The sequence below is a fragment of the Deinococcus radiotolerans genome (assembly GCF_014647435.1).
Classification (GTDB): domain Bacteria; phylum Deinococcota; class Deinococci; order Deinococcales; family Deinococcaceae; genus Deinococcus; species Deinococcus radiotolerans.
The window spans coordinates 1-18,313 of record NZ_BMPE01000011.1 but is presented as its reverse complement, the minus strand read 5'-3'; the positions used below and the strand labels follow the sequence as shown (position 1 = coordinate 18,313).

20 protein-coding genes are annotated in these 18,313 nt (G+C 69.2%); 7 read left to right on the top strand and 13 right to left on the bottom strand.

What is annotated here, in order from left to right; genetic code table 11:
* Window positions 1–40: 40 nt before the first annotated feature.
* The gene (locus IEY63_RS15330) at window positions 41–598 is read right to left on the bottom strand and encodes an RNA ligase 1 family protein (protein WP_189069873.1); all 558 of its coding nucleotides are present in this window, start codon (window positions 596–598) and stop codon (window positions 41–43) included.
* A gap of 103 nt (window positions 599–701) precedes the next feature.
* Between IEY63_RS15330 and IEY63_RS15325 the strand changes: the two genes are divergently transcribed.
* On the top strand, window positions 702–1,163 hold the full coding sequence (locus tag IEY63_RS15325; RefSeq protein ID WP_189069872.1) for a hypothetical protein: 462 nt from the start codon (window positions 702–704) through the stop codon (window positions 1,161–1,163).
* Between the two features lie 57 nt (window positions 1,164–1,220).
* Here IEY63_RS15325 and aceF read toward each other — a convergent pair whose 3' ends face one another.
* Both aceF and aceE read right to left on the bottom strand, forming a co-directional pair.
* A complete protein-coding gene (gene aceF, locus IEY63_RS15320; protein WP_189069871.1) occupies window positions 1,221–2,963 on the bottom strand; it encodes a dihydrolipoyllysine-residue acetyltransferase in 1,743 nt (580 codons plus the stop codon).
* A 102-nt stretch (window positions 2,964–3,065) separates the two neighbouring features.
* Complete coding sequence (gene aceE / locus IEY63_RS15315) at window positions 3,066–5,756, bottom strand: pyruvate dehydrogenase (acetyl-transferring), homodimeric type (RefSeq protein ID WP_189069961.1); 2,691 nt, start codon at window positions 5,754–5,756, stop codon at window positions 3,066–3,068.
* A gap of 164 nt (window positions 5,757–5,920) precedes the next feature.
* Between aceE and IEY63_RS15310 the strand changes: the two genes are divergently transcribed.
* Complete coding sequence (locus IEY63_RS15310; RefSeq protein WP_189069960.1) at window positions 5,921–6,829, top strand: LysR substrate-binding domain-containing protein; 909 nt, start codon at window positions 5,921–5,923, stop codon at window positions 6,827–6,829.
* A gap of 26 nt (window positions 6,830–6,855) precedes the next feature.
* On the opposite strand, the gene IEY63_RS15305 is transcribed toward IEY63_RS15310, so the two are convergent.
* On the bottom strand, window positions 6,856–8,076 hold the full coding sequence (locus tag IEY63_RS15305) for a TCR/Tet family MFS transporter (protein ID WP_189069870.1): 1,221 nt from the start codon (window positions 8,074–8,076) through the stop codon (window positions 6,856–6,858).
* Window positions 8,077–8,215: 139 nt separating this feature from the next.
* On the opposite strand from IEY63_RS15305, the gene uvrB reads away from it, so the two are divergent.
* Window positions 8,216–10,231, top strand: coding sequence for an excinuclease ABC subunit UvrB (uvrB, locus tag IEY63_RS15300; protein WP_189069869.1), 2,016 nt, complete (start codon window positions 8,216–8,218; stop codon window positions 10,229–10,231).
* Window positions 10,232–10,291: 60 nt separating this feature from the next.
* Here uvrB and IEY63_RS15295 read toward each other — a convergent pair whose 3' ends face one another.
* From IEY63_RS15295 to IEY63_RS15285, 3 genes are all read right to left on the bottom strand, one after another.
* Window positions 10,292–10,798, bottom strand: coding sequence for a hypothetical protein (locus IEY63_RS15295; RefSeq protein ID WP_189069868.1), 507 nt, complete (start codon window positions 10,796–10,798; stop codon window positions 10,292–10,294).
* Window positions 10,799–10,865: 67 nt separating this feature from the next.
* Window positions 10,866–12,107: a uracil-xanthine permease family protein gene (locus IEY63_RS15290; RefSeq protein WP_229784745.1), complete on the bottom strand. Its 1,242-nt coding sequence runs from the start codon at window positions 12,105–12,107 to the stop codon at window positions 10,866–10,868.
* Between the two features lie 113 nt (window positions 12,108–12,220).
* A complete protein-coding gene (locus IEY63_RS15285) occupies window positions 12,221–12,697 on the bottom strand; it encodes a hypothetical protein (RefSeq protein ID WP_189069867.1) in 477 nt (158 codons plus the stop codon).
* Between the two features lie 30 nt (window positions 12,698–12,727).
* Between IEY63_RS15285 and IEY63_RS15280 the strand changes: the two genes are divergently transcribed.
* The 4 genes from IEY63_RS15280 to IEY63_RS15265 all read left to right on the top strand — a co-directional run bounded on the left by IEY63_RS15280 (window position 12,728) and on the right by IEY63_RS15265 (window position 14,653).
* Window positions 12,728–13,144 (top strand): putative dsRNA-binding protein, encoded by a 417-nt coding sequence (locus IEY63_RS15280; RefSeq protein ID WP_189069866.1) that lies wholly within the window; start codon window positions 12,728–12,730, stop codon window positions 13,142–13,144.
* Complete coding sequence (locus IEY63_RS15275) at window positions 13,141–13,812, top strand: HAD family hydrolase (protein ID WP_189069865.1); 672 nt, start codon at window positions 13,141–13,143, stop codon at window positions 13,810–13,812. The genes IEY63_RS15280 and IEY63_RS15275 overlap by 4 nt, the downstream gene beginning before the upstream one ends.
* Window positions 13,813–13,825: 13 nt before the next feature.
* Window positions 13,826–14,167, top strand: a complete 342-nt coding sequence (locus tag IEY63_RS15270; RefSeq protein ID WP_189069864.1) for a YraN family protein — start codon at window positions 13,826–13,828, stop codon at window positions 14,165–14,167.
* 171 nt (window positions 14,168–14,338) lie between these two features.
* Window positions 14,339–14,653 carry a hypothetical protein gene (locus tag IEY63_RS15265; RefSeq protein WP_189069863.1) on the top strand — a complete coding sequence of 105 codons (315 nt, stop codon included), beginning with the start codon at window positions 14,339–14,341 and terminating at the stop codon, window positions 14,651–14,653.
* A 59-nt stretch (window positions 14,654–14,712) separates the two neighbouring features.
* Here IEY63_RS15265 and IEY63_RS15260 read toward each other — a convergent pair whose 3' ends face one another.
* The 6 genes from IEY63_RS15260 to IEY63_RS15235 form a co-directional block, all read right to left on the bottom strand.
* Window positions 14,713–15,207: a hypothetical protein gene (locus IEY63_RS15260; protein ID WP_189069862.1), complete on the bottom strand. Its 495-nt coding sequence runs from the start codon at window positions 15,205–15,207 to the stop codon at window positions 14,713–14,715.
* 60 nt (window positions 15,208–15,267) lie between these two features.
* Complete coding sequence (gene folK / locus IEY63_RS15255) at window positions 15,268–15,792, bottom strand: 2-amino-4-hydroxy-6-hydroxymethyldihydropteridine diphosphokinase (protein ID WP_189069861.1); 525 nt, start codon at window positions 15,790–15,792, stop codon at window positions 15,268–15,270.
* Entirely contained in the window at window positions 15,789–16,172 is a 384-nt protein-coding gene (gene folB, locus IEY63_RS15250; protein WP_189069860.1) for a dihydroneopterin aldolase, read from the bottom strand. The genes folK and folB overlap by 4 nt, the downstream gene beginning before the upstream one ends.
* Before the next feature lie 22 nt (window positions 16,173–16,194).
* Window positions 16,195–17,055, bottom strand: coding sequence for a dihydropteroate synthase (folP, locus tag IEY63_RS15245; RefSeq protein WP_189069859.1), 861 nt, complete (start codon window positions 17,053–17,055; stop codon window positions 16,195–16,197).
* Window positions 17,052–17,813: an ImmA/IrrE family metallo-endopeptidase gene (locus tag IEY63_RS15240; RefSeq protein ID WP_189069958.1), complete on the bottom strand. Its 762-nt coding sequence runs from the start codon at window positions 17,811–17,813 to the stop codon at window positions 17,052–17,054. Before IEY63_RS15240 ends, folP begins: the two co-directional genes overlap by 4 nt.
* A gap of 132 nt (window positions 17,814–17,945) precedes the next feature.
* Entirely contained in the window at window positions 17,946–18,200 is a 255-nt protein-coding gene (locus tag IEY63_RS15235) for an acyl-CoA-binding protein (RefSeq protein WP_189069858.1), read from the bottom strand.
* Window positions 18,201–18,313 lie beyond the last annotated feature (113 nt).

Genomic DNA, 18,313 nt, shown 5'->3' with positions numbered 1-18,313 from the left:
GGGCCGCCCTCATCCGCAGGGCGGCCCATTCGTGTGGAGTTCAGCGGCGACGGCTACCGAAGAAATCCTTGCGTTTGAGCTTCACCATTCGTCCGTCCGGGTGGTGCCAGACGATGCCTTCCATGTCAGGCCGCGCTTCGAGGTAAGCGCGCAGCGCCGCGTATTCACGCGGCGCGTCTGGGAGCGTGTCCTGACCGTGCGGCACCAGCCTGTGGGTGGGGACACCCTCCGGGTTCCCCTGGACTTTCGGCCCGATCAGCTCGTACGTGCCGTCCGGCAGCGCCTGCCCGGCCGCCGCCCACGTCTCGCGGTGGTACGCGTCATCCGGGCCCTCCCCCACCGGAAGCCAGCATGGGTGATGCCCGGTCACCGGGTCGGGCGCCTGAGCCGGCTGAAACCCCTCAGGGGGCGTACGGCCCTTCTTGGCATCGTAACGCCGCCAGAGTTCACCACTGCGGACAAGGCAGCTCGTGCCGTCCCACTTGCGGGTGGCGACCCCCTCACCCGCCAGCACCCACGCTGAACCCGGCACCACCTCGTCCCTGACGAGGCGATCCGACTCGTAATTCCGCACGTACAGACTGAGAATCTTCTGCATGGTTCCTCCGGTCCGAAGCCAGCAGGCAACGGACCGGCTGGCATCCGCCTTTTGAACAGGGCGCCCAACGCTCATACGTGCGTTTCCGGTACGCTGCACACGCATGCGAAAAGTCTTTCTTCTTCCCCTGTTCACCCTCCTGATCAGCTGCGCGCCAGCATCCACGGCATCCACAACCAGTCGCGTGGATTCAGATCGCGTCCGCTCGGGCCAGGAGTGGGAGATTGAGTTCACCCTGGGTGGTCAGCATGAGACTGAAACGTTCCGCATCATTGGTGAGGAACGTCCGCTGCCATGTGAAGGCCGGTGCGAGACGGTCGAATCCATGGCGACCATGACGGCCAGTGTCAGCAAAGCCCGCACCGACTTCGGCGAGGTCATCCTCCGGAATGACAGGTCGGGGCAGCGCACTGCGGCTTTCAAGGTCCGTCAGCTGGGGCGCTTCAACGAGGCCAGCTGTTCTGTGGTGCTGGGTGCCAAGCAGGACAAGTACACTGCCCTTTTCACGCCTGAGAAGGCTTCCTATCTGGTGATGGGGTCCTGCCGCGTGCTGAGCGTCCGGTAACCGATCCCTACAGGAAGACCCCCACCACTTGGACGGGGGCCTTTTTTCAGGGGGGGGTTACAGCGAGATCAGGAAGGGGTCTTCCAGCGACTCGCAGATGAAGCGCACGAAGCGGGCGGCGTCGGCGCCGTCGATCAGGCGGTGGTCGTAGGTGAGGCTGATGGGGAGCATGTTGCGGGGTTCGAACTCGCCTTTCTCCTTGTTCCAGACGGGTTCCATGCCGCCGCGTGACACGCCGAGGATGGCGACCTCGGGGCTGTTCACGATGGGCGTGAAGGCGTGCCCGCCGATCCCGCCGAGGTTGCTGATCGTGAAGGTGGCGCCCTGCATCTCGTCGGGTTTCAGCTTGCGGTCACGGGCCTTGCCGGCCATTTCGCTCAGTTCGAGGACGAGGTCGGTGATGCTCTTGCGGTCGGCGTCCTTGACGACGGGCACGAGCAGGCCGACGGGCGTGTCCACGGCGACGCCGATGTTCACGAAGTCCTTGTAGATGACCTGCTGGGCGTCCAGGTCGAGGCTCGCGCCGAACTTGGGGAACTTGCGCAGGGCGTTCGCGACGACTTTCATGAGGATGTGGGTCATGGTGAGCTTGCCGCCTGCCTTCTCCACGCGCGCGCCGAAGCGTTTACGGACCTCTTCCATGACGGTCACGTCGGCCTTGTCGAAGTGCGTGACCATGGGGATGGCGGTGCTGGCGGTCATGGAGCGGACGGTGGCCTTGCGGATGCCGCTCATGTCCTCGCGGGTGATAGCGCCCCACTTCGTGAAGTCGGGCAGTGGCGCGGCGGCCACAGCGGGCGCAGCTGCGGGGGCGCTGGCGGCCGGGGCGGCGGCAGGCGCAGTGACGGTGGGGGTGCCGCCGGTGCGGCGCACGTCCTCCTCACTGATGCGGCCCGCGATGCCGGTGCCGTGCACGGCGTGGATGTCCACGCCGAGTTCCCGCGCGAGGCGGCGGACGCTGGGCGCGGCGGCCACGACGGTGCGGCCGTCGAAGGTCTGGGGGTTCTGGGTGCCCTGTGATTTGGGGAACTGCGCGGCGGGCTGCTCGCCGCCGCTGATGTTCACCTTCACGACGGTGGGGGCGCTGGCCGGCGTGGAGGCTGCCGGGGCGGCCGCAGGTGCCGGGGCAGCGGCGGCCGGGGCGGGCGCGCTGGCCGGTGCGGCGGGGGCGCCCGCGCCACCCAGGGTGGCGATCACGCCGCCCACCTTCACGGTGTCGCCGACCTTCACGTTCACGCCGGTCACGGTGCCGCCCGCGTTGGCGGGGACTTCCACGACGGCCTTGTCCGTCTCGATCTCGATGACGGGCTGGCCCTCGCTGACGGTGTCGCCTTCCTTCACGAGGACGCTGACGACGGTACCCTGCTCGATGTTGTCGCCCACGTCCGGCAGGGTGATCTGCCCGCCGGCGCTGGCGGCAGCGGAAGGGGTGGCGGGCGCGGCGGCCTCACCGGCCTGTTCCTTCTGCGCGTCCTGCTGCGCCTGCGCGACCGCCTTGCTGCTGCCGACCTCAGCCTCGTCGACCGGGCCGCTGGCCGGAGCGGCGGGGGCGGCCGGGGCGCTGCCGCCGCTCAGGGTGGCGATCACGCCGCCGACCTTCACGGTGTCGCCCACGGTCACGTTCACGGCCTCCACGGTCCCGGCGGCCTCGGCGGGCACCTCGATGACGGCCTTGTCGGTCTCGATCTCGATGATCGGCTGGCCCTCGGTCACGCTGTCCCCGGCCTTCACGAGCACCGTCACGACCGTGCCCTGCTCAATGTTGTCGCCCACGTCGGGCAGTTTCAGTTCAGTCGCCATGATTGGTTCTCCTTCGGAGAGGGGTGAAGAGTCTGAGTGTCTAAGGGTCTAAGAGGTGAGGTTGGTTGACCCTTAGACCCTCAGACCCTTGGACGCTGCGCGTCAGCGCAGTACCGGAGCGTCGCGTTCCGTGTCGATGCCGAGGTCGGCAATGGCCTGGGCGACGACTTCACCCTTGATCTTGCCGTCGCGCTGGAGGGCGTACAGGGTGGCGAGGACGACGTGCTTGGCGTCCACTTCGAAGAAGTCGCGGAGTTCCGCTCTCGCCTCGCTGCGCCCGAAGCCGTCGGTGCCGAGCGTCCAGAGTTTGCGGTCGAGGTGGCCGTTCAGGCCGTCCGCGCCGAGCTTGATGTAATCGCTGACGCTGATCAGGACGCCGGGGGCGTTCTCGCGGCTCAGCTGCTGCGCGACGTACGGCACGCGGGGTTCGGCGGTCGGGTGGAGCATGTTGTGGCGCTGGGCGAGCAGGGCGTCCTGGTGGAGTTCCTTGTAGCTCGTGACGCTCCACAGGTCGGCGGCCACGCCGTACTTCTCCAGCATGGTGACGGCTTCCTGCGCGGCGCCCATGGCGGGGCCCCCGGCGAGGATCTGCGCCTGGAGCTTGGGTTTCTTCATGGCGCTTCTCTGTAGGCGGTAGAGGCCGCGGACGATGCCCTCGCGGATCTCCTCGTGGCTGCGGCCGTCGGCCGGCATGGCGGGCTGGACCTCGTTCTCGTTGTCGATGGTGACGTAGTAGAACTCGTCGATGCCGTCCACGTACATGCGCTGGATGCCGCTCTCGATGATCACGGCCAGTTCGTACGCGAAGGCCGGGTCGTAGGTCTTGAGGTTCGGGACGACGTACGCCTGGAGGTGGCTGTTGCCGTCCTGGTGCTGGAGGCCCTCGCCGGCCAGGGTGGTGCGGCCGGCGGTCGCGCCGAGGATGAAGCCGCGGGCGCGCTGGTCGGCGGCGGCCCACACGAGGTCACCGACGCGCTGCATGCCGAACATGGAGTACAGCACGAAGAACGGGATGGTCGGCACGCCGTGGTTGGCGTAAGCGGTGCCGGCCGCGATCCAGGAGGCCATGGCGCCGTCCTCGGTGATGCCCTCTTCGAGCATCTGGCCGTCCACGCTTTCCTTGTAGGCCATCAGCGAGCCGCTGTCGACCGGGGTGTAGGTCTGGCCGCGCGGGGAGTAGATGCCGATGCGGGGCACCAGGGCGTCCATGCCGAAGGTGCGGGCCTCGTCGGGGACGATGGGCACGACCAGCTTGCCGATCTCCTTGTCGCGCAGGAGTTTGCTGATGATCTGCACGGCGGCCATGGTGGTGCTCACCTGGCGTTCGCCGCTGCCCTTGGCGAACTCCTCGTAGAACTCGCCGTTCGGGATGGTGGGGTGCGGGTACTCGACCCGGCGGGCGGGAATCGGCCCGCCGAGGGCCGCGCGGCGTTCCAGGGCGTACTTCACCTCGGGGCTGTCGGGACCGGGGTGGTAGTACTCGAGGTGCTCGACCTGCTCGTCGGTCAGGGGGAGTTCCAGCGTGTCGCGCAGGTCCTTGAGGCTGTGGAAGTCGAGCTTCTTGACCTGGTGGGCAACGTTGCGGGCCTGCGCGCTCTCGCCCAGGCCGTAACCCTTGATGGTCCGCGGGATGATGATGGTGGGGCTGCCCTGGTGCTTCACGGCCGAGGCGTACGCGGCGTAGATCTTGTTGATGTCGTGCCCGCCGCGGTTCAGCAGTTCCAGGTCTGCGTCGCTCCAGCCCTCGATCAGGGCCTTGAGTTCGGGGGTGTTGAAGAACTTCTCGCGCAGTTCCTTCCCACCGAACGCCGCGTAGCGCTGCGATTCGCCGTCCACGAGCAGTTCGAAGCGCTTGACGATGTGGCCGTTGTAGTCCCGGGAGAGCAGTTCGTCCCACTTGCTGTCCCAGATGACCTTGATGACGTTCCAGCCCGCGCCGCGGAACAGCGCCTCGAACTCCTGGATGACCTTGCTGTTGGCGCGCACCGGCCCGTCGAGGCGCTGGAGGTTGGCGTTCAGCACGAAGATCAGGTTGTCGAGGTTCTCGTACGCGGCAAATCTGATCGCGCCGATGCTCTGCGGCTCGTCCATCTCGCCGTCCCCGAGGAACGCCCAGACCTTCGCGTCCCCCTTGGGTTTCAGGCTGCGGTTTTCGAGGTACTTGATGAAGCGCGCCTGGTAGATCGCCTGGATGGGGCCCAGGCCCATGCTGACGGTCGGGAACTCCCAGTAGTCGGGCATCAGCCAGGGGTGCGGGTAGCTTGAGAGGCCCGCGCCCCCCGGCTGGAGTTCGCGGCGGAAGCGGTTCATGCGGGCCTCGTCGAAACGGCCCTCCAGGAAGGAGCGGGCGTACACGCCGGGGCTGGCGTGGCCCTGGTAGAAGATCAGGTCGCGGTCCTGCCCGGCGCCGTGCCCGCGGAAGAAGTGGTTGAAGCCCACCTCCAGCAGCTCGGCGGCACTGGCGTACGTGGACAGGTGCCCGCCGATCCCGTCACTGTTCTTGTTCGCCTTGATGACCATGGCCACCGCGTTCCAGCGGATGATGTTGCGGATCTTGCGTTCGATCTCGGCGTCACCGGGGTACTCGGGCTGCGCCTCGACGTCGATGGTGTTGATGTAGGGGGTGTTCTGCTTGAACGTGATCGGCGCGCCGTGGAAGTACGCGTAGTGATCGAGTTCCTCGAGCAGTTCCGCCGCGCGGTTGTCCCCGGCGTCCGCGAACACGTACGCCAGCGAGTCCAGCCACTCCTGCGTCTCGACCGCGTTGAGCTGCTGGCGTTCCTGCGCGTTCATGCCGGCGCGCGCGGGCCGGTTCGGCGGGGCCGTGTTCTTGGGAGACTGCGTCATGCTGCCCAGCATAGGCCCCGCCGGTCCCACACTTCCAACAGGGAATTCTCATGGGATTCACCACTGTCACTGGTGGGTGGCGCGCGCTACGCTGCCGCTCAGGCATGTCGATCGAACTGCGTCACCTGCGGCACTTCGTGGCCCTGGCCGAGGAGGAACACTTCGGGCGGGCCGCCGAACGTGTGTTCGTCGTCCAGCAGGCCCTCAGCAACTCCATCCGCAACCTGGAGGAGGAGGTGGGCGTGCCGCTGGTGCTGCGCACCACCCGCCGCGTGCAGCTCACCCCCGCCGGGCAGGAATTCCTGATCGGCGCGCGCGAGACGCTCGCCCTGGCCGGACAGACCGTCGAGCGCGCCCGCCGCGCCGCGCGGGGCGAGGTGGGCCGCCTGAGCGTGGGTTTCGTCAGCGGCCTCGCCTTCGGCGGCCTGCCGGAGATCGTGCGGCGCTTCCGGGAGCTGTACCCGAACGTCAGCGTGGATCTGCGCGAACTCACCGCGCAGGAACAGGAGGCCGCGCTGCGCGGCGGGCAGGTGGGCATCGGTCTGATGCTGCTGCCCGTGCGCGACCCCAGCCTCGACTCGCGCGCCCTGTGGCGCCAGCCGCTGGTGGCCGCGCTGCCCGCCGCGCACCCCCTGGCCCGCAAACGCCGGCTGAAGATCAGCGACCTGCGGGCCGAGCCCTTCGTTTTCTTCCCCCGGCAGATCCGCGCCACGTACTTCGATCAGGTCATGCGCTGGTGCGCCGGCGCCGGATTTACCCCCCACGTCGTGCAGGAGGCCATCGAGGTGCCCACCCTGCTGTCCCTGGTCGCGGCGGGCGTCGGCGTGTTCCTGCCGATTGAGTTCTTCAGCCGCCTGTCCCTGCCCGGCGTCGCCTACCGCCCCATCGAGGACGCCCCCACCGTGGACATCGTGGCCGTGTGGCGGCGCGGTGACGGCCGCAACCCCATCATCCGCGCGTTCCTGACCGTCGCGGAGGAGGTCCTGCGCGGCGACCCGGCAGAGGGACCCCCGAAGTAAGGCGGCCCCTCACCCGCTGTCCTGCCTTATCCCTGCGCCGGTCGCCCCGTGTCCGGCAGGCCGCGCAGGACACCCAGCAGGACGAACGTGCCGATCACGGACAGCACCGCGCCCATCAGGAAGGCCGCGCCGGGAAAACCCGCGCCCGACCCGGCGGCGTACACGCTGGTCGCCACGATGGGCCCCACCACGCCCACGAGGCTGTTCAGGCTGGTGATGGCGCCCTGCACGCGGCCCTGCTCGGTCTCGCCGACCTGACGGGAGATCAGGCCCTGGATGGCGGGGTTCGCGAGGCCGCCCAGCGCCCCCACGACCAGGGACGCGTACAGCAGTGGGCCGCTGCGGGCCACGCTGAGCACCAGGAATTCCAGGACGCTGCTGACCAGTCCGGTCATGATGGTGCGCCGCTCGCCGAAACGGGCGATGAACGGCCCGATCAGGCCCCCCTGCACGGCGGCCGTCAGCACCCCGAAGAATGCCAGTGCCACGCCGTTCTGCGACGGGCTCCAGGACAGGACGCGTTCGGTGTACAGCACCCACGTACTGAAGATCACCTGACCCGCAAGGCCCAGCAGCACGAACGTCAGGGTGAGGCTGCGCAGGATCGGGTACTGCGCCAGTGCCGCCAGGGGTTTTAAGGGGTTCAGGTCGCCCCGGCGCAGGTCACGGGTGCGGGCCGAGGGCGGCAGCGACTCGGGCAGGACGAACAGGCCGTACAGGACGTTCAGGCCGGTCAGGCCCGCCGCGACCAGGAACGGCACGCGCAGCCCATACTCGCCCAGCAGGCCGCCCAGCGCGGGCCCCAGGATGAACCCCACCCCGAAGGTCGCGCCCAGCAGTCCGAAGTTCTTCGCGCGCGCCTCGGGCGGCGTGACGTCCGCGATGTACGCGTTTGCGACCGTCAGGCTCGCCCCGGTGATCCCGGCCAGGACGCGCCCCGCGAGCAGCCACCACAGGTTCGGCGCGAATGCCAGCAGCAGGTAGTCCAGGCCCAGGCCCGTCAGGGACAGCAGCAGCACCGGCCGCCGACCGTAGCGGTCACTCAGGCGACCCAGGATCGGCGCGAACACGAACTGCATCACCGCGTACGCCGCCGTCAGCCAGCCGATCGTGCGCGCGCCCGCCACCTCCGACCCGGCCAGTTCCTTCACCAGCCCTGGCAGCACCGGAATGATCAACCCGATCCCGATGATGTCGATCAGGGCCGTCAGCAGGATGAAGATCAGGGCGGCAGGGCGGGCGCGCATGACGGGCAGTGTACGGCCCGCAGGTCAAGGTTCCCTTCAGCCATCTCGCTTACCATCCCCTTACGTCCGGGGCGTAAAATACGGAGATTCGTTCGGGCTGCGCCCACTCTCCCCTTCCCCACCTGCTTCTGGAGGTTCCATGCTCAAGGTCACGTCCGCGTTCCAGCCCTCCGGGGATCAGCCCACCGCCATCCGTTCCCTGGTAGACGGCCTGGATTCCGGCCTGCGCTTCCAGACGCTGCTCGGCGCGACCGGCACCGGCAAGACGTACTCCATGGCCAAGGTCATCGAGGAGACCCAGCGCCCGGCGCTGATCATGGCGCCGAACAAGATCCTGACCGCGCAGCTGGCATCCGAATTCCGAGAGTTCTTCCCGGACGCGGCGGTGGAGTTCTTCATCAGTTACTACGACTACTACCAGCCCGAGGCGTACGTGCCCGGGAAGGACCTGTTCATCGAGAAGGACGCCAGCATCAACCAGGAGATTGAGCGGCTGCGGCACTCGACCACGCGCAGCCTGCTGACGCGGCGGGACACGATCGTGGTGGCGTCGGTCAGCTGCATCTATGGCCTGGGTGACCCGAAGGAGTACACGGCGCTGAACGCAGTGCTGAAGAAGGGCGGGCAGATGCCGCGTGACGAGTTGCTGGGGCGGCTGGTGAACATGCAGTACGAACGCAATGACATCGAGCTGATGCCGGGCCGTTTCGCGGTAAAGGGCGAGGTGGTCACGGTATGGGCCGCGTACGACGAGCAGCCGCTGCGGATCGAGCTGTGGGGCGACGACGTGGAACGCATCAGCGTGGTGCACCCGCTGACCGGGGACCGGCTGGCGGATCTGGACGCGACCGTGGTGTACCCCGCCAAGCACTACGTGAGCAGCGCGGGGAACATCGAGCGGGCCATCGTGACCATCCAGCAGGAACTGGACGAGAGACTGGAGTACTTCAAGTCGACCGGAAAGCTGCTTGAAGCGCAGCGCCTGAAGGAACGCACCCTCTACGACCTGGAGATGCTGAAGGTGCTGGGGTACTGCTCGGGCATCGAGAACTACTCCCGTCACATTGACGGGCGCGCGGCGGGGCACACGCCGTACACGATGCTGGATTACTTCCCGGACGACTTCGTGACGTTCATCGACGAGTCGCACGTGACGGTCCCGCAGATCGGCGGGATGGCGAACGGCGACCGGGCCAGAAAGCAGACGCTGGTGGACTACGGCTTCCGCCTGCCCAGCGCGATGGACAACCGCCCGCTGAACTTCGACGAGTTCATGAGCAAGACCGGGCAGCTGGTGTTCGTGTCCGCCACGCCCGGCCCGTACGAACGGGAGCACAGCGACTCGGTCGCCGACCAGATCATCCGCCCGACCGGCCTGATCGACCCGCCCGTGGGCATCCGGCCCATCCAGGGGCAGATCGAGGACCTGCTGGGCCGCGTCCGCGAGCGCAGCGCGAAGGGCGAACGCACCCTGGTCACGACCCTCACGAAGCGGATGTCCGAGGACCTCACCGAGTACCTGCTCGAGAAGGGCGTGAAGGCGCGCTACATGCACAGCGACATCGACTCCGTCGAGCGTCAGGTCATCATCCGCGACCTGAGGCTGGGGCATTACGACGTGCTGGTCGGCATCAACCTGCTACGCGAGGGCCTCGACCTGCCGGAAGTCTCGCTGGTCGCCATCCTCGACGCGGACAAGCCCGGCTTCCTGCGCAGTGAACGCGCCCTGATCCAGACCATCGGCCGCGCGGCCCGTAACGTGAACGGCGAGGTCATCCTGTACGCCGACACGGTCACGCCCGCCATGCAGTTCGCCATGGACGAGACCGCCCGCCGCCGCGAGAAACAGATGGCGTACAACGAGGCCCACGGCATCACCCCCACCACCGTCATCAAGGGCGTGCGCGACGTCATCCGCGGCGAGGAGCAGCCCGACGAGATCAGCTCCGCCACCGTCGGCAACGACCGCGACACCCTGTCCGCGCAGCTCACCGACCTGGAACTCGACATGTGGCAGGCCTCCGAGGACCTCGACTTCGAACGCGCCGCGTCCCTGCGCGACCAGATCCGCGCCATCGAGGCGAAATTGCAGGGCAAGGAATTCCAGCAGGCCACCGTGCCCGGACAGAAGGTCCGCCGCAAGGGACGACGCTGACCGACTGTCATGAAGAGGCGGGCCAACCTTGATCAGGAGGTGGCCCGCCGCCTCGTGCGTTCAGCGTTTGAGGGTGAGGGTGCAGGTGCCGGCGTTCACGCCAGCGGTGCGGACGTCCTGAATGAGCTGGTCGGGCGTGCCGGGGTTCATGATTGCCGCGTTGATGCGCCCGATCAGCAGATCGATCTGCTCGTCGGTGCCGCTGATGAGGACGCCGCGCGCACCCCGTTGCTCCTCGATGGCAATGCACAGCTGAATGTCGCTCTCGTCGGTCATGTCCTCGACGACGACGGTGCGGATCTTGGGCTGCCAGCTGAAGATGCCGAGCGGCGATCCGAAATCCCAGCCGGCTCCCTGAGGCCGGGCGTAGGCGCCGAGTGTCGTTTCGCGGCGGATACGTTCACCGCTGACCGTGACGCCGCCCAGTACCCAGGTCTGTCCGGGCCGGATGAGGGCGTTGGCCGGTACGCCGAAGGGCGTGACCGCGCGCGGGGCCGCGTTGCCGCTGCCGGCGTGGGCGAGGGGCGTGAGGGTCAGCAGGGCGGCCAGCACGAGGTGTCGTGTCATGAGGCCGAGCCTAACAACGCGCGCCCCGGCTCGCTGCCTCAGGTGACAGGCCGGGGCGAGCCGCGCTTCAGTGCAGGGTGCGTTCGGGTTCATCCGGTTCGGGTGTCTGCGCGGGCAGGATCAGGTTCGCGACGATGCCGACGAGGGCGGCGAGGGCCATGCCGTGCAGTTCGAGGCTGGTGCCCGCGACGCTGATGGGGAACGCGGCGCCGCCGAGGCCCAGCACGAGGATCAGGGACACGATGATGAGGTTGCGGCTGTGCGCGAAGTCGATCCGCGCCTCACTGAGGGTGCGGATGCCGACGCTGGCGATCATGCCGAACAGCAGGATGCTCACGCCGCCCAGCACGCCCTGCGGGAGGCTTTTGAGCACCGCGGCGAGTTTCGGGGAGCAGCCGAACAGGACGGCGAACACCGCGCCGATCTGGAGGACGCGCGGGTCGTACACGCGGGTGAGGGCGAGGACGCCGGTGTTCTCGGCGTAGGTGGTGGCGGCGGGTCCGCCGAGCGCGGCGCTGCTCATGTTCGCCAGGCCGTCGGCGAGGAGGGTGCGGCTCAGGCCGGGGTTCTCGAGGAAGTTCTTCCCGACGACGCGGCCGTTCACGATGACGTCCCCGACGTGTTCGATGAACGTGACGACCGCGACGGGCGCGATGATCGCCACGGCCCGCCAGTCCAGGGTGGGCGCGTGGAAGTCCGGGAGGCCCAGCAGGGGCGCGGCGGCGATGGCGTTCAGGCCGTCCGGGCTGACCTGCCCGGTCAGGAGGGACACGACGTACCCGGTGACGACGCCGACCAGGATGGGAATCATGCGGAACAGGCCCTTCCCGTAGATGCTGGCGATGACGGCGGCGGCCAGCGTGACGAGGGCCAGCCACCAGTTCGTCTTGGCCTGGTTCACGGCGACGCTGCTGAGGCCCAGGCCGATCACGATGATGACGGGGCCGGTCACGACGGGCGGGAACACCCGCAGCAGGCGACCTACGCCGAGGAGTTTCACGAGGCCGCTGAACAGCAGGTACATGGCCCCGGCGGCGATCAGGCCGCCCCCGGCGGCGGCAGGGCCGAATTCCTTGACGACCAGCGCGGTCGGGGCGATGAACGCGAACGAGCTGCCCAGGAAGATCGGGACCTGTCCGCGCGTGAGCAGGTGGAACAGCAGCGTGGCGACGCCCGCGCCGAACAGCGCGACGCTGGGGGACAGGCCGACCAGGATGGGGACCAGGACGGTCGCGCCGAACATGGCGATGGAGTGTTGCAGGCCCAGCACGATCTGGCGGGCGCTGGGGCGGGTGGGGTTCAGGGTCACGGCGGGGGCCTCCAGAGGGCATGGGTCGGTACCCGCACGCGTGGGCGGGTGGGGGCGGCGTTGCTCCGGGGATTCAGGGTAGCGCACCTGCCGTGCGGCGGGTGGGCAACCGGTCAGGGCGTGGGGGCCAGCGTCAGGGTGCACTGGCCCAGGCGCAGTTCGCGCGCGGCGTCGGCCTGTTCCTGCGGCGTGCGGGTCACGTCCAGAACGGCCAGGGCGCGTGCCAGTGCGGCGGGCAGGTCGCTCAGGGGGCCGCTGGCGAGCACACCGGTTGCGCCGGGCTGGCCCAGGGTGCTCAGGCGCAGCACGCAGGCGAGGCCCAGGCCGCCCTCGCGGGCGTCTTTCAGGTCCAGGGCGATCAGCGTGTCGGCGGTCGCATCGAGCAGCAGGCTGCCCCGGTCGGCGCGGTAGGTGCCGGGCGCAGTGGGGGCGGGCGGCACAGCGGTCAGGCGCAGGGCCGTGCTCAGCACCTCGCCGTCGAAGGTGGTGGCGCTCAGCGTCCAGGTCTGCCCCGGCTGGACGGGTGTGGGGGCGGGGGCGGCGAGGGCCGCGCCGAGCAGCAGGGGCAGCAGGAGGGTCGGGAGGCGCATGCCTTCAGCGTAGCGGGTAGGCTGGGGTGCATGAACGCGAAAGGTGACCTGATCGCGCGCGCCCTGAGCTTGGGCCTGGGCGCGCCGGAATTCGAGGTGTCGTCCGACGGTCCGCCCCACCAGCGGACGTTCCACGTGACGGTGCGGATCGGCGGGGAGGCGCTGGGCGAGGGCGGCTCGGGCCGCAGCCGCAAGGACGCCGAGCGGGCGGCGGCGGATTCGGCGCTGCGCGTGCTCGACGGCGAGCCGATGGCGGACACCGAGGAGGTGCTCGACGAGGCCCCTGCGGGTCGCTGGCCGATCTACGCCGGGGTGCTGGAGGCCGCGCTGGAGACCGCCACGGAGTTCGCGGACGAGGACGCCACGCTGGACGACGTGCGCCGCGACGCGGGCCGCCTGTACCGCGAGCTGCTGCTGGATCTCGGCCACGGGCCAGACCCCCTATGAGCGGGCGGGAGTGGCCGTGGCGGCCCGCCGGGGTGCTGTTCGACATGGACGGCGTCCTGACCGCAAACAACGCCTTTCACCGGCAGGCGTGGCAGGAGGTGGCCTTGGAGGTGCTGGGCCTGAACCTGTCAGAGGACGACCTGGATCACAAGGTGGACGGGGGCCGCAACCCGGAGATCATCGAGCGCCTGACCGGCACCTACCCGGACGAGGCGCTGGCCGCCCGCTTTCACGACGCGAAGGAGGGCCGCTACCGGTCCCTGGCGGCGGGCGCGCTGCGCGAGGTGGCGGGCCTGAGCGACTACCTGGACGCGCTCGACGGGCGCGGGATTCCCTTCTCGCTGGTCACGAGTGCCGACGCGGTGAACGTGGCGTTCGGCATGGAGCAGCTGGGTTTCGGGCCGCGCTTCGTGACGCGGGTGCTGGGTGAGGACGTCACGCGCGGCAAACCTCACCCGGAGCCGTTCCTGCTGGGCGCGCAGCGGCTGGGCCTGAATCCCGCCGACTGCCTCGCGCACGAGGACGCCGTGAACGGCGTGCGCAGCGCGGCCGGGGCGGGCTGCCGGGTGGTGGCCCTGACGACCACCGCGCCGGAGTCGGCCCTGCTCGCGGCGGGCGCGGCGCTGGCCGTGCCGGACTTCACGGGCTGGGCGGCGTGGCTGAACTGAGCGGGCCAGCGGCATGAAGGGCGCGCAGGCCGAGGACCGTGCCGCCGCGTTCCTGACCGGGCTGGGGCGCGAGATCCTGGCCCGCAACTACCGGATTCCCGGTGGTGAGATCGACGTGGTGTCGCGCGAGCCGGGCGGGACGCTGGTGTTCACGGAGGTCCGCCAGCGCCGCTCGGCGCGCTTTGGCAGTGCGGCGGAGTCCGTCACGCCGCGCAAGCTGGCGCTGATGCACCGGGCCGCGCTGACCTACCTGACGCGTGAACTGGGGCGTGATGATCTCCCCTGCCGCCTGGAGGTGCTGACCATTGACGGCAGCGCCGGGGCTGGCACACTGAGCCTGCACGCGGTCGAGTGATACGGATTCCGTTTGTTTCGTTGACAACCCGGAACCACACCGGGTTGCCCACTCCACGACCGGAACCCGTTTCGCTCCTGCTCGCTCCGCTCGGGTGGAAAGGTTTTGCAAACCGTTCCACCGGAGTCCGTATGCGCCGTCCTGCGCTGCCCGCACGGTAGAATCCCCGGCATGCGCAGTGATTACCTGTCGGCCGCCCGCGCCCTGCAACTGGGGCGGGAGAGTGCCGTGGAGGGCGATCAGGGCCGCGCGCTGCGCCTGTACCGCGAGGCGCTGGAGCTCCTGAGCGTCCTGCCGCCCGAGCGGACGCGGGACGTGCTGCTGGCGCACACGCACCTGGCGTTCTTCCAGACGCTGGAGCTGCTGGGCGGCCCGGACGGGCAGCGGCACCTGCAGCTGGGCGTCAGTTACGCCCGCAGTACGCGTGATCCGCTGGCCCGCGCGATTGCCGAGGAGTGCCTCAGCGGGCTGGACGTTGTGATGTAACGGCAAGGCAGCGGGAAGGCCCCAGCCGACACACCAGCTGGGGCCTTCCTGTGTGCCGCTTACTGGCCGGGGAGGTTCAGGGTGGCGGTGGTCTTGCCGGTCTTCTTGTCGTGCGCGCAGGCCAGGGGCAGCTGGCCCAGGGTCTTGACGTTCGCGCCGTTCTGGATGGCGATGGTGGCGGGCGCGGTGAGGGTCCAGCCGCCGCCCTCGACGGTCTGGGTGGCCTTCACGATCTCGGCAGAGGTGGCTTCCAGCGTGGCGTGAATCTCATCCCCGGCTTTCAGGGGGCTGCTCTGCTCGACCAGGGTCTTCAGGGGGATGGTCTGGCCCATCGCGCCCACCGTGAGCTGCTCGCTGTCATGCGCCAGCTCCTTGCATTCCTCGATGAAGCGGTACTTGCTGACGCCGTTGGCGGCCCGGTCACTGTTGATGGGGTTGTGACGGACGGCGGTGGCGGTCACGAAGCTCAGGAGGGCCAGGGTCAGCAGGATGGCAACCCACAGCAGCGCGCGGCCAGCGCCTCCGTGGCTGGTGGATGTGGTGTGCGTGCTCATGTCGCCGCTCAGCATAGCGTCCCGCGTGCCCGGGGAAGGGTGGGACGCGGGACAGTGCGGTTACCCGGCGGGGGACCAGTCGTCGAACCAGTCGTCCATGTGGGCCTGCACGCCCTGCCGGTCGGTGCGGGCCAGGGCGGCGCTGACGGTCTCGCCGGTGGTGGGGTGGGGCAGCTGCGGGTGCAGGTCGCACAGAGGGGCCAGCACGAAAGCGCGGTCCCAGGCGCGCGGGTGGGGCAGCAGCAGGGTAGGGTCGTCGCTGGTCAGGCGGCCGTACAGGATCAAGTCGAGGTCGAGGGTGCGGGCCTCCCAGCGCTGGCTGCGGGTGCGTCCAGCGTGGCGCTCGATGTCGTGCAGGCCGGCCAGCAGGTCACGCGCGCTGAGGGGTGTGTGCAGGCACAGCGCGGCGTTTAGATACTCGGGCTGCCCGGCGGGCCCGCCGACGGGCGCGGTGCGGTACAGGCGGGACAGGGCCTTGACCTGCCCCAGGGCGCGCAGTTGGGTGACTGCCCAGCGGAGGGTCGGCAGGGGTTCGCCCAGGTTGGCGCCCAGCGCGATGAACGCCACGCTGACCGGGGCGGTCACCGGTCCTCCCGCCCGAGGGTCAGTTCGGCGAACACGTCGCGGAACACGCCGGGCAGCGGCGCGAAGGGCTTGTGCACGCGTATGGTCACGTGCGTCAGGCGCGGCTGATCCGCCAGCAGCCGCCGCGCGATCCGGTCGGCCAGCACCTCGATCAGCTGGTGCCTGAGCACGGTGACCTCCTCCTGAATAGCGGCGTACACCTCAGCGTAGTTCACGGCGTCCGCCAGGTTGTCACTCAGGCCCGCGAAGGGGTAATGCAGTTCGGCGTCCACCACGAAGCGCGCGCCCAGCACGGCTTCCGTCTCGAATACGCCGTGCCGGGCGTGGAATTCCAGGCCCCGGAGCACCACGCGGCTGGAAGGGGGAGCAGCAGTCGTCATCCCCCGAGTGTAGGCGCTGGGGTCAGGTGGGGTTCAGGGCCGCCTGCACACGCAGGGCCTGCACGTGCGCCGCCCCGGCGTGTGCGCGCACGATGGCCGCGCCGTGCCGGGCGGCATGCAGGTGCAGGGCCAGCGTGCCGGGATCGCGCTCGGCCGCGTCGGGCACGTGAGCGATGAAGTCAATCAGGCGTTTGCGGCTCGCGCCAATCAGGACGGGGTGATCACTGGCCGTCAGGTCCGGCAGGGCGCGCAGCAGGGCGAGGTTGTGCTCCAGTGTCTTCCCGAAGCCAATGCCGGGGTCCAAGATCACGTCAGGTACCCCGGCGGCCAGGGCCTGTTGAGCCTGCGCGTGCAGGTACGCGTGGACGTCCTGCACCACGTCGTCGTAGTGCGGGTCGCGCTGCATGGTGCGCGGTTCACCCTGCATGTGCATGACGCAGGCGGGCGCCCCGGCCTCAGCGCAGACGGCGCGCATTTGCGGGTCGCGCAGGCCGGTCACGTCGTTGATCAGGTGCGCGCCGGCCCGCAGGGTCTCGGCAGCCACCTCGGGTTTCATGGTGTCCACGCTGATCACGGCCCCCGTGCCCTGAAGGGCGCGGATGACGGGCAGCACGCGGTCCAGTTCCTCGTGTGCGGGGACGGGCTGCGCGCCGGGGCGGGTGCTCTCACCGCCAATATCGATGAACAGCACGCCCGCCTCCTGCATGGCCCGGGCGGCCGCCAGCGCGGCGTCCAGGGCGGCGTGGCGCCCGCCGTCACTGAAGCTGTCCGGCGTGACGTTCAGGATGCCCATGACGGCCGCACCTTCCCACGTCAGCGTCCAGCCGTCTCCGTCTCGGTGCGCACCGGGGACCGGGCGCCGGAAGTGCAGGGCGTGCCTCATGCGCCTTCTCTGACCTTCTCGCGCAGGTGGAAGCTGACCATCACGCGGTGCCGGTCCGGGAAGGCGTCCACGTGCGCGGGCATCTTCCGGCCCGAGCGGAACGGCACGAAGCTGTCCTCCGCGATGGGCAGGCGGGTGTCCAGCGCGACGGCGGCCGGGTGATCATCCGGAATAGGTGTGCCCACGCGAAGGCTGTACTTCACGCCGGGCGCGGCGCTGCTCACGCGGACTGTCAGGGCCTTCCCACCGCCCTCTTCATCGTCGTCCCCTTGGCGGGTCACGGCGCACACAGCGTACAGGACGGGCGCGGCCGTATGCTCAGCCAGGGTGTACAGCGCGGTGCTGGCGCTCACGTCCGCGCGGCGGGCCAGTTCACCCAGCGCCCGGCCGGTCGGGCCGAAGCGGGACAGGAGCTCCTCGATCAGGCCCTGCGGCATCAGCAGCGCCGCGGCGCCCACATTGCACAGCGTCTCGATCACCTGTTCCAGCCGGTCACCCTCGAACTCGTCGTGCAGGTCGCTCAGCAGGTCATCGTCGCGCAGCAGCAGGGCGTGGCTGATCTCGTGGGCCAGCGTGAAGCGCTGCCGTTCTGGCCGCACCTGACTGTTGATCAGGATCACCTTGTGCTCCGGGTCGTACGCGCCGTCCCGGTCACCCATGGCCATGAAGGTCAGCTGCACGTCGTCCAGGCCGACCATCAGGCTGTGCGTGTCCAGGCCCGGGAGCGCCGCCCCGTACTCGGCGGCCAGGGTACGCATGCGGGCCTTCGCGCCGCTCAGGACGTCCGGCGTCAGGGTGGGGGGCGCGTCACTCACAGCCCCCAGCTTACCGTGAACGCCCGCGGGGCCGCGCGTCCGGCATTCAACGGCCGGGACCCCGAGAGGTTGCACTCAGTCCTGCGTTTTGAGCGTCTGCACGAGTGCCACGTACTCCGCCTGGGCTTCCTCCTGGGTTTTACCCTTCACGGTTTCCCAGGCGTCGTACTTGGCGCCGCCGACGAAATCGAATCCGCCGGGGCGTTTGCCGCTCACGTCACCGGCACTGCCCTGCTTGTACAGCGCGTACAGCTTCAGGAGGGTGTCGTTGCTGGGTTTGCGGCTGAGGATCTGCACGTCCTGCTGGGCCTGTTCGAACGGAGTGGTCATGCCAGGAATTGTACCCGGTTCAGAAAGTGGTTGAGGTGGAGGCACAACAAAGCGCACCCCCGACGCTGGAGGCGTCGGGGGTGAGGAAGCAGAGTTGCAGTCAGCCCGTGGGG

Bases quoted from the DNA above. Each gene is read 5' to 3' on its own strand.
- IEY63_RS15330 (WP_189069873.1), bottom strand. From the start codon at position 598: ATGCAGAAGATTCTCAGTCTGTACGTGCGGAATTACGAGTCGGATCGC.
- IEY63_RS15325 (WP_189069872.1), top strand. From the start codon at position 702: ATGCGAAAAGTCTTTCTTCTTCCCCTGTTCACCCTCCTGATCAGCTGC.
- aceF (WP_189069871.1), bottom strand. From the start codon at position 2,963: ATGGCGACTGAACTGAAACTGCCCGACGTGGGCGACAACATTGAGCAG.
- aceE (WP_189069961.1), bottom strand. From the start codon at position 5,756: ATGAACGCGCAGGAACGCCAGCAGCTCAACGCGGTCGAGACGCAGGAG.
- IEY63_RS15305 (WP_189069870.1), bottom strand. From the start codon at position 8,076: ATGCGCGCCCGCCCTGCCGCCCTGATCTTCATCCTGCTGACGGCCCTG.
- uvrB (WP_189069869.1), top strand. From the start codon at position 8,216: ATGCTCAAGGTCACGTCCGCGTTCCAGCCCTCCGGGGATCAGCCCACC.
- IEY63_RS15295 (WP_189069868.1), bottom strand. From the start codon at position 10,798: ATGACACGACACCTCGTGCTGGCCGCCCTGCTGACCCTCACGCCCCTC.
- IEY63_RS15285 (WP_189069867.1), bottom strand. From the start codon at position 12,697: ATGCGCCTCCCGACCCTCCTGCTGCCCCTGCTGCTCGGCGCGGCCCTC.
- IEY63_RS15280 (WP_189069866.1), top strand. From the start codon at position 12,728: ATGAACGCGAAAGGTGACCTGATCGCGCGCGCCCTGAGCTTGGGCCTG.
- IEY63_RS15275 (WP_189069865.1), top strand. From the start codon at position 13,141: ATGAGCGGGCGGGAGTGGCCGTGGCGGCCCGCCGGGGTGCTGTTCGAC.
- IEY63_RS15270 (WP_189069864.1), top strand. From the start codon at position 13,826: ATGAAGGGCGCGCAGGCCGAGGACCGTGCCGCCGCGTTCCTGACCGGG.
- IEY63_RS15265 (WP_189069863.1), top strand. From the start codon at position 14,339: ATGCGCAGTGATTACCTGTCGGCCGCCCGCGCCCTGCAACTGGGGCGG.
- IEY63_RS15260 (WP_189069862.1), bottom strand. From the start codon at position 15,207: ATGAGCACGCACACCACATCCACCAGCCACGGAGGCGCTGGCCGCGCG.
- folB (WP_189069860.1), bottom strand. From the start codon at position 16,172: ATGACGACTGCTGCTCCCCCTTCCAGCCGCGTGGTGCTCCGGGGCCTG.
- folP (WP_189069859.1), bottom strand. From the start codon at position 17,055: ATGAGGCACGCCCTGCACTTCCGGCGCCCGGTCCCCGGTGCGCACCGA.
- IEY63_RS15240 (WP_189069958.1), bottom strand. From the start codon at position 17,813: ATGCGTACCCTGGCCGCCGAGTACGGGGCGGCGCTCCCGGGCCTGGAC.
- IEY63_RS15235 (WP_189069858.1), bottom strand. From the start codon at position 18,200: ATGACCACTCCGTTCGAACAGGCCCAGCAGGACGTGCAGATCCTCAGC.